The organism is Symbiopectobacterium sp. (assembly GCF_051710365.1).
In the GTDB taxonomy this organism is placed as follows: domain Bacteria; phylum Pseudomonadota; class Gammaproteobacteria; order Enterobacterales; family Enterobacteriaceae; genus Symbiopectobacterium.
In genome coordinates this window covers 1-6,556 of the sequence record NZ_JBPETA010000170.1, presented here as the reverse complement: position 1 = coordinate 6,556, position 6,556 = coordinate 1, and the positions used below count along the sequence as shown (strand labels likewise).

Annotated in this window: 6 protein-coding genes; all 6 read right to left on the bottom strand. The window is 52.0% G+C overall.

What is annotated here, in order from left to right; genetic code table 11:
• Positions 1–124: 124 nt before the first annotated feature.
• The gene (locus ACTBDZ_RS13730) at positions 125–850 is read right to left on the bottom strand and encodes an amino acid ABC transporter ATP-binding protein (protein WP_438815738.1); all 726 of its coding nucleotides are present in this window, start codon (positions 848–850) and stop codon (positions 125–127) included.
• On the bottom strand, positions 847–1,524 hold the full coding sequence (gene gltK / locus ACTBDZ_RS13725; protein WP_438815737.1) for a glutamate/aspartate ABC transporter permease GltK: 678 nt from the start codon (positions 1,522–1,524) through the stop codon (positions 847–849). The genes ACTBDZ_RS13730 and gltK overlap by 4 nt, the downstream gene beginning before the upstream one ends.
• On the bottom strand, positions 1,524–2,264 hold the full coding sequence (locus ACTBDZ_RS13720; RefSeq protein WP_438815736.1) for an amino acid ABC transporter permease: 741 nt from the start codon (positions 2,262–2,264) through the stop codon (positions 1,524–1,526). The genes gltK and ACTBDZ_RS13720 overlap by 1 nt, the downstream gene beginning before the upstream one ends.
• A 215-nt stretch (positions 2,265–2,479) precedes the next feature.
• Positions 2,480–3,379, bottom strand: coding sequence for an amino acid ABC transporter substrate-binding protein (locus ACTBDZ_RS13715; protein ID WP_438815735.1), 900 nt, complete (start codon positions 3,377–3,379; stop codon positions 2,480–2,482).
• 438 nt (positions 3,380–3,817) lie between these two features.
• Positions 3,818–5,347 carry an apolipoprotein N-acyltransferase gene (lnt, locus tag ACTBDZ_RS13710; RefSeq protein WP_438815734.1) on the bottom strand — a complete coding sequence of 510 codons (1,530 nt, stop codon included), beginning with the start codon at positions 5,345–5,347 and terminating at the stop codon, positions 3,818–3,820.
• 7 nt (positions 5,348–5,354) lie between these two features.
• Positions 5,355–6,233 carry a CNNM family magnesium/cobalt transport protein CorC gene (corC, locus tag ACTBDZ_RS13705; RefSeq protein ID WP_438815733.1) on the bottom strand — a complete coding sequence of 293 codons (879 nt, stop codon included), beginning with the start codon at positions 6,231–6,233 and terminating at the stop codon, positions 5,355–5,357.
• Positions 6,234–6,556: the final 323 nt, after the last annotated feature.

Here is a 6,556-nt window from a genome sequence, read left to right as displayed (position 1 = left end):
GGATTGTTAGTATGAATCATGAGAGTTACCTCGTGTTTTGTATAAGGATTGGACACCCATATCAAAACCGGTAACTCTCAACCTTGCAAGGTCCAGTGTCAGATCAAGTCGCGACTAATACAGCTTAGTGCAGGATCTTCGCCAAAAAGTCTTTAGCGCGCTCGGATTTGGGATTGTTGAAGAACTCGTCTTTAGGCGTATCTTCCACAATCTTGCCTTCATCCATGAAGATAACGCGGTGTGCCACTTTGCGCGCAAAGCCCATTTCGTGGGTAACGACCATCATCGTCATGCCTTCTTGCGCCAGTTCAACCATAACATCCAGCACTTCGTTAATCATTTCCGGATCGAGCGCAGAAGTCGGTTCGTCAAACAGCATGGCAACCGGGTCCATGCAGAGTGCGCGCGCAATGGCGACACGCTGTTGCTGACCACCGGAGAGCTGGCCGGGAAATTTGTTAGCGTGCGCGGACAAACCCACGCGATTGAGCAGCTTGGTGGCCTTTTCACGCGCGGCCTCTTTATCACGCTTGAGCACTTTCACCTGCGCAAGCGTCAGGTTCTCAATGATAGAGAGGTGGGGAAACAGTTCAAAGTGTTGAAACACCATGCCCACTTTGGAACGCAATTGCGCCAGATTGCTTTTCTTGTCGTTAACCGAGATGCCGTTAACGTCAATCTGACCTTGTTGCACGGGTTCAAGGCCATTAACCGTTTTGATCAACGTGGATTTCCCGGAGCCTGACGGCCCACAAACGACCACCACTTCACCTTTCTTCACTTCTGTCGAACAATCGGAGAGCACCTGAAAGTGACCATACCATTTGGAAACGTTTTTTAGAGTAATCATCGAACAGTCCTTCTTTTCAGGTAACTGACCAGCATTGATGCGCTAATGCTGATAACGAAATAAACCAATCCGGCAAACAGCACCATTTCCACCTGGGTTCCGTCGCGCTCGCCAATGGTTGACGCGGTGCGGAAGAAGTCCGCCAGGCTCAGTACGTACACCAGGGAGGTGTCCTGGAACAGGACGATCCCTTGCGTCAGGAGCAACGGCACCATGGCGCGAAACGCCTGCGGCAGGATCACCAGCTTCATGGATTGCCACTGTGTCATGCCGAGCGCCAACGCTGCGGAAGACTGTCCGCGTGAAATGCTGAGTATGCCCGCACGGATAATTTCAGAGTAATAGGCGGCTTCAAACAGCGAAAAGGCTACCATAGCGGAGATCAGACGAATATCCGTTTTTGGTGATAGCCCAAGCACATTTTGTAATAAGCTAGGAACCACAAGATAGAACCACAACAGCACCATCACCAATGGGATGGAGCGGAAGATGTTAACGTAGCCTTTGGCAAACCAGCGGATCGGGGCGAAAGACGACAGCCTCATCACCGCCAATACGGTTCCCCACAGGATGCCAAACACCACGGCCGTCACCGTGATTTTCAGCGTGACGACTAGCCCTTGCAGCAGGTAGGGCATGCTTGGCGCAATGGAGCTCCAGTCAAATTCGTACATTATTTACTCCCCATATTGCCAGGCAAACGGGTCTTTTTCTCAACCACTTGCATGATCAGCATAATAATGGCGTTAATCGCGACATACGCCAGCGTGATGGCGGTAAAAGACTCATAGGAGTGCGCAGAGTAGTCCAGCAGTTTGTTCGCCTGTGCGGCCATGTCCACCAGCCCGATGGTTGAGGCGATGGCCGAGTTCTTCACCAGGTTGAGCATTTCAGACGTTAGGGGCGGTACGATAATGCGATAGGCGTTGGGCAGCAGAACGTAGCGGTAGGTTTGCGGCAGCGTTAGCCCCATCGCGAGCGCCGCGGCTTTCTGGCCGCGCGGCAGGGATTGGATACCTGCGCGCACCTGCTCGCAGACGCGAGCGGCGGTAAACAGGCCCAAACAGACCATGGAGGAGACGAAAAACTGAATGTTGGGATCCAGTTCCGCTTTAAACCACATGCCGATGTTTTGCGGCAATAATTCGGGAACAACCAGATACCAGGCGAAAAATTGAACGATAAGTGGAACGTTACGGAACATTTCCACATAGCAGGTGCCGAGACCTGACAGAAAACGGTTGGGTACGGTGCGCAAAATGCCGAAAACCGAGCCGACAACGAATGCAATGATCCAGGCGCAGACTGACAGCGCCACAGTGACCTGCAACCCAGACCAAATCCACCCAAGATAAGTGGTATTACCGAACGGGGCGGCTTGTAAAAAAATACCCCAGTTCCAATCTATAGACATAGCAAACTCCGGTAAAAAAAGGGTAGCAGAGCTACCCTGAAGATTGATGAGTGGCGATAACCCATTGGTGGGAAAGGGCAGTGCGCATAATCAACATCTGCGATATCCACCGCTTGGGCCGGGACGCCAGACGGGGAACGACCGTCTGACGCCTGTCTGTCCAGCCACGAGTCAACAATCGAGGGCAAGCTGTCTGCCCTTGTTTTCACTTGTTGTTAGTTTAATGCTTTATCGTTAGGCGCTTTGAACAGTGCCTTCATCTCTGCTGACAAATCGAAGTTCATGTTGAGATCTTTAGGCGGAATCGGCTGTTTGAACCAGCGATCAAAGGATTTTTCCGCTTCACCAGAGGTTTGCAACGTCGCGATAGTGTCATCAACCAGTTTTTTGAACTGCGGATCGTCTTTACGCAGCATACAGCCATAGGCTTCTTCGGATTGTGGGGTGCCGACGATCACCCAGTCGCTCTGCTGTTTGGCTTTGGCACGTTCACCGGCCAGTAACGCATCATCCATCATAAAGGCAACGGCGCGGCCTGTTTCCATGGTACGGAATGCATCGCCATGGTCTTTGGCGCTGATGATGCGCATATTAAATTTTTTCTCTTCGTTCAACTGGTTAAGCAGTTTTTCAGAGGTGGTGCCTGAGGTAACGACCACGGTTTTACCCGCCAGATCCGGGAAGTCTTTAATGCCCGAGTCTTTTTTAGTCAGCAGACGTGTACCAACGATAAAGATGGTATTGGAGAAGGCGGCCTGTTGCTGACGTTCCAGGTTGTTGGTGGTGGAACCACATTCAAAATCAAAGGTGCCATTTTGCAGCAACGGGATACGGTTCTGGGACGTGATTGGGATCAGTTTGACTTGAAGATCGGCAACGCCAATTTTCGCTTTGACCGCATCGACAATTTTGTTCGAGTAATCCTGAGAGTAACCAACCACTTTCTGTTGGTTGTCATAGTAGGAAAATGGCACGGAAGACTCACGGTGGCCAACAACGATGACGCCATTGTCTTTAATCTTTTTCAGCGTTTCCGTTAATTCTTCTGCATGAGCCAGGCTGCTTGCGGCTGTACCAATCAGAAGCAGTGACAGTGCCAGTTTACGCATTTGCATGTTGTAACTCCTTTGCTGTTGTGATGACGGCAGTCGCTATGACGCTAAGGCGGTTGCGAATTCAATCATGCCGATAGAGCGCTCTCTCGGGTGCGACGGGTTATGCACCATAAAAGAGCGAGTACTTGCCTTTATCTTTAAAAAATAGCTGATTGTGAACAAAATGAAATAAATTTGTTTGTCTTTTGAGAACTCAACTGCACTAAATCACTGCACTAAAATCGTTTAGCACTATTTTGGTGCGCCGATTGCCCCATCAGGGTGCTTTTTCGCTGGTTTTCAGAGAACAAACAACGGAATCATCCCGTTACACTCTGTTATTCAATGAATAATAAGCAAATGATGTGCCAATTATGCAAATTGGAGATGGCGGGTATTACACGAAGGTATGGTGGGTATTGACGGGAAACCGGCAGGCCGCGCCTGCCGGTTATTGCGTTAACGACGCAGACGCGCGATGCAGGCTACACCGGCCAGCACGGCGAGAATGATCCACATTGGCCAGGCACCTAAGCGTGCGTAAGGGGTGATGCCGGTGATTGGCGTCACCTTGGTGAGCAGTACCTTGCGCGTAAACTGCGGCAGTTCGGCACTGATTTCACCCTGCGGGCCGATAACGGCAGTCACGCCATTGTTGGTCGCACGTAGCAGCGGACGCCCTAACTCCAGAGCACGCATGCGGGCCATCTGGAAATGTTGCCATGGGCCGATAGAACGACCAAACCAGGCATCGTTGGAGATAGTCAGCAGCATATCGGTATCAGGCTGGAAGTTATCGCGTACTTGCTGCCCGAGAATAATTTCATAACAGACCGTGGCCGTCATCCGTATACCGTTAACCTGGAGCTGAGGCTGTTGGTAAGGACCACGGCTGAACGAAGACATCGGCAGATCGAAGAACGGCGCTAACGGACGGAGCAGCGTTTCCAGCGGAACGAATTCACCAAACGGCACCAGATGATTCTTGTTGTAGCGATTTGTGCTGGGATAACGGTACGGTTCGCTGCCACCCAGCACGATAATGCTGTTGTAGAAGTCAACTTGCTCGTTTGTGCGGCGGCGTGCATCCACAACTCCCGTGACCAGACTGCTATTGTGCGCGCGCAGTAGCTCATCGATGTGCTGCAAGTACGCTTGCTGACGCGTTTCTACATCAGAGATGGCCGATTCTGGCCAGATAACGATCGGCGCTTTATCCAGATAAGGCAGTGTGGCATCCCGGTAGATGTTCAGAATCTGTTGCAACGCATTGGGATCCCATTTTTGTGCCTGGGCAATATTGCCTTGCACCAGCGCAACGTTGACTGCGCGCTCTGGTTGAGGCGTGAACCAATGGATAAACTTCAACGGCCAGGGAAGCAGCAGCAGCGCAATGGCGCAGTAAAGAGGGATAGTTTTGCGTCGTGTGGTACCGAACACCAGCAGGCCGGCAATGATGACCAACAAGAGGTTGATACCATCAACCCCAAGCAGCGGCGCCAGACCTTGCAGCGGCCCATCGATCTGGCTATAGCCAAATTGCAGCCAGGGAAAGCCGGTGAGTACCCAACCGCGCAACCATTCAGTGAACTGCCACGGGACCGGCGCGACCACGATCAGACGCACCAGCGTCGTTCGCGGCCAAATGCGCGTTAACAGCCCTGAGAAGAGCGCGGGGTAAAGCGACAGATAGAGCGCCAGCAGCACTACCAGAAACACGTTAATGGCTTCCGGCATGCCGCCGAACTCGGCGATACTGACGTACACCCAGTTTACTCCGCTGCCAAACAGGCCAAAGCCCCAGCTAAAACCAATGGCGGCGGATTGCCGCCAGGTTCTGTTCAGCGTCAGGGCTTGCAATCCGCATAGCGAAACCAGCGCAGCAGGCCAGAAATCAAACGGTGAAAACGCCAGGGTGCCCCAGGCACCACAGAACAGCGCCAGCAGGATGCGCACCCGCTGGCGTCGTAAAACAGACATGACAGACATTGTCGAATTAAGGTTCCAGTGTTGGTTGAGGCGCCTCGTCAGGGATTCTGACATGAGTCTGAATAATACGTCGACTGTCCGCCATGGCAACTTTGAACAGGTAACCGTTGATGTAGATGGTTTCACCACGCGCAGGCAGATGGCCGAAGGCTTGCATCACCAACCCGCCGATGGTGTCCACTTCTTCATCGCTGAACTGGGTGCCAAACACCTCGTTGAAATCTTCAATCAGTGTTAACGCGCGCACGGTATAGGTGTGTCGGTTCAGTTGACGGATATCGCGATCTTCTTCGTCGTCGTACTCATCTTCAATTTCGCCAATGATCAGCTCAAGAATATCTTCAATGGTGACCAGCCCAGAAACACCGCCAAACTCATCGATGACGATAGCCATGTGATAACGCAGCGAACGGAACTCGTGCAGCATGCGGTCCACGCGTTTGCTTTCCGGCACCACGACCGCAGGACGCAGCACCTGTTCCATGCTGAACGGTTCGGCATCGCTGCGCATAAACGGCAGCAGATCCTTGGCCATCAGGATGCCTTCAATGTGGTCCTTGTCTTCACTGATCACCGGAAAACGCGAGTGCGCTGATTCGATAATCACATCCAGACACTCTTCCAGCGTTTGGTTGTGCTTCAGTGTGATCATCTGCGAACGGGGTATCATGATATCCCGTACGCGCTGCTCCCCGATATCCATTACCCCCTCGAGCATATCGCGGGTGTCTGGGTCGATCAGATCGTTTTGTTCGGAATCACGGATAAAGGCGAGGAGGTCACTGCGATCCTTGGGTTCACCATGAAAAAGCTGGTTAAGGATCAGTGAGAAGAATCCTTTCTTGGGACTGGGGCTATCGCTGTTTTGAGAATGGTCGTCGCTCATGGCGTTCTATTTACTGTCTCTCTGGTTAGTCAATCATCATCAACCACGCAAAAGGGGCATGCGCTGTAAGACCATCAGGCGCGCGGGCGGGTTGACATAAAGGTGCACGGTGATTACCGCACGTGGCGTTATGTTTAACCATAACGCCGTTAAGCTATGATGACGAAGACGGCATCATAACGAAAAATGCGCCATCAAAGACCCTGTACACGATTCTGTGTAAATGCCTTTTCTCAGTAGTGACCGTCCAGACGATCACCGAACTCGATAATAAAGCGGCTCATAGCCATACGCCAGTCCCTCAGCGGCATCGTCCATTTTTG

Bases quoted from the DNA above. Each gene is read 5' to 3' on its own strand.
- ACTBDZ_RS13715 (WP_438815735.1), bottom strand. From the start codon at position 3,379: ATGCAAATGCGTAAACTGGCACTGTCACTGCTTCTGATTGGTACAGCC.
- lnt (WP_438815734.1), bottom strand. From the start codon at position 5,347: ATGTCTGTCATGTCTGTTTTACGACGCCAGCGGGTGCGCATCCTGCTG.
- gltK (WP_438815737.1), bottom strand. From the start codon at position 1,524: ATGTACGAATTTGACTGGAGCTCCATTGCGCCAAGCATGCCCTACCTG.
- ACTBDZ_RS13720 (WP_438815736.1), bottom strand. From the start codon at position 2,264: ATGTCTATAGATTGGAACTGGGGTATTTTTTTACAAGCCGCCCCGTTC.
- corC (WP_438815733.1), bottom strand. From the start codon at position 6,233: ATGAGCGACGACCATTCTCAAAACAGCGATAGCCCCAGTCCCAAGAAA.
- ACTBDZ_RS13730 (WP_438815738.1), bottom strand. From the start codon at position 850: ATGATTACTCTAAAAAACGTTTCCAAATGGTATGGTCACTTTCAGGTG.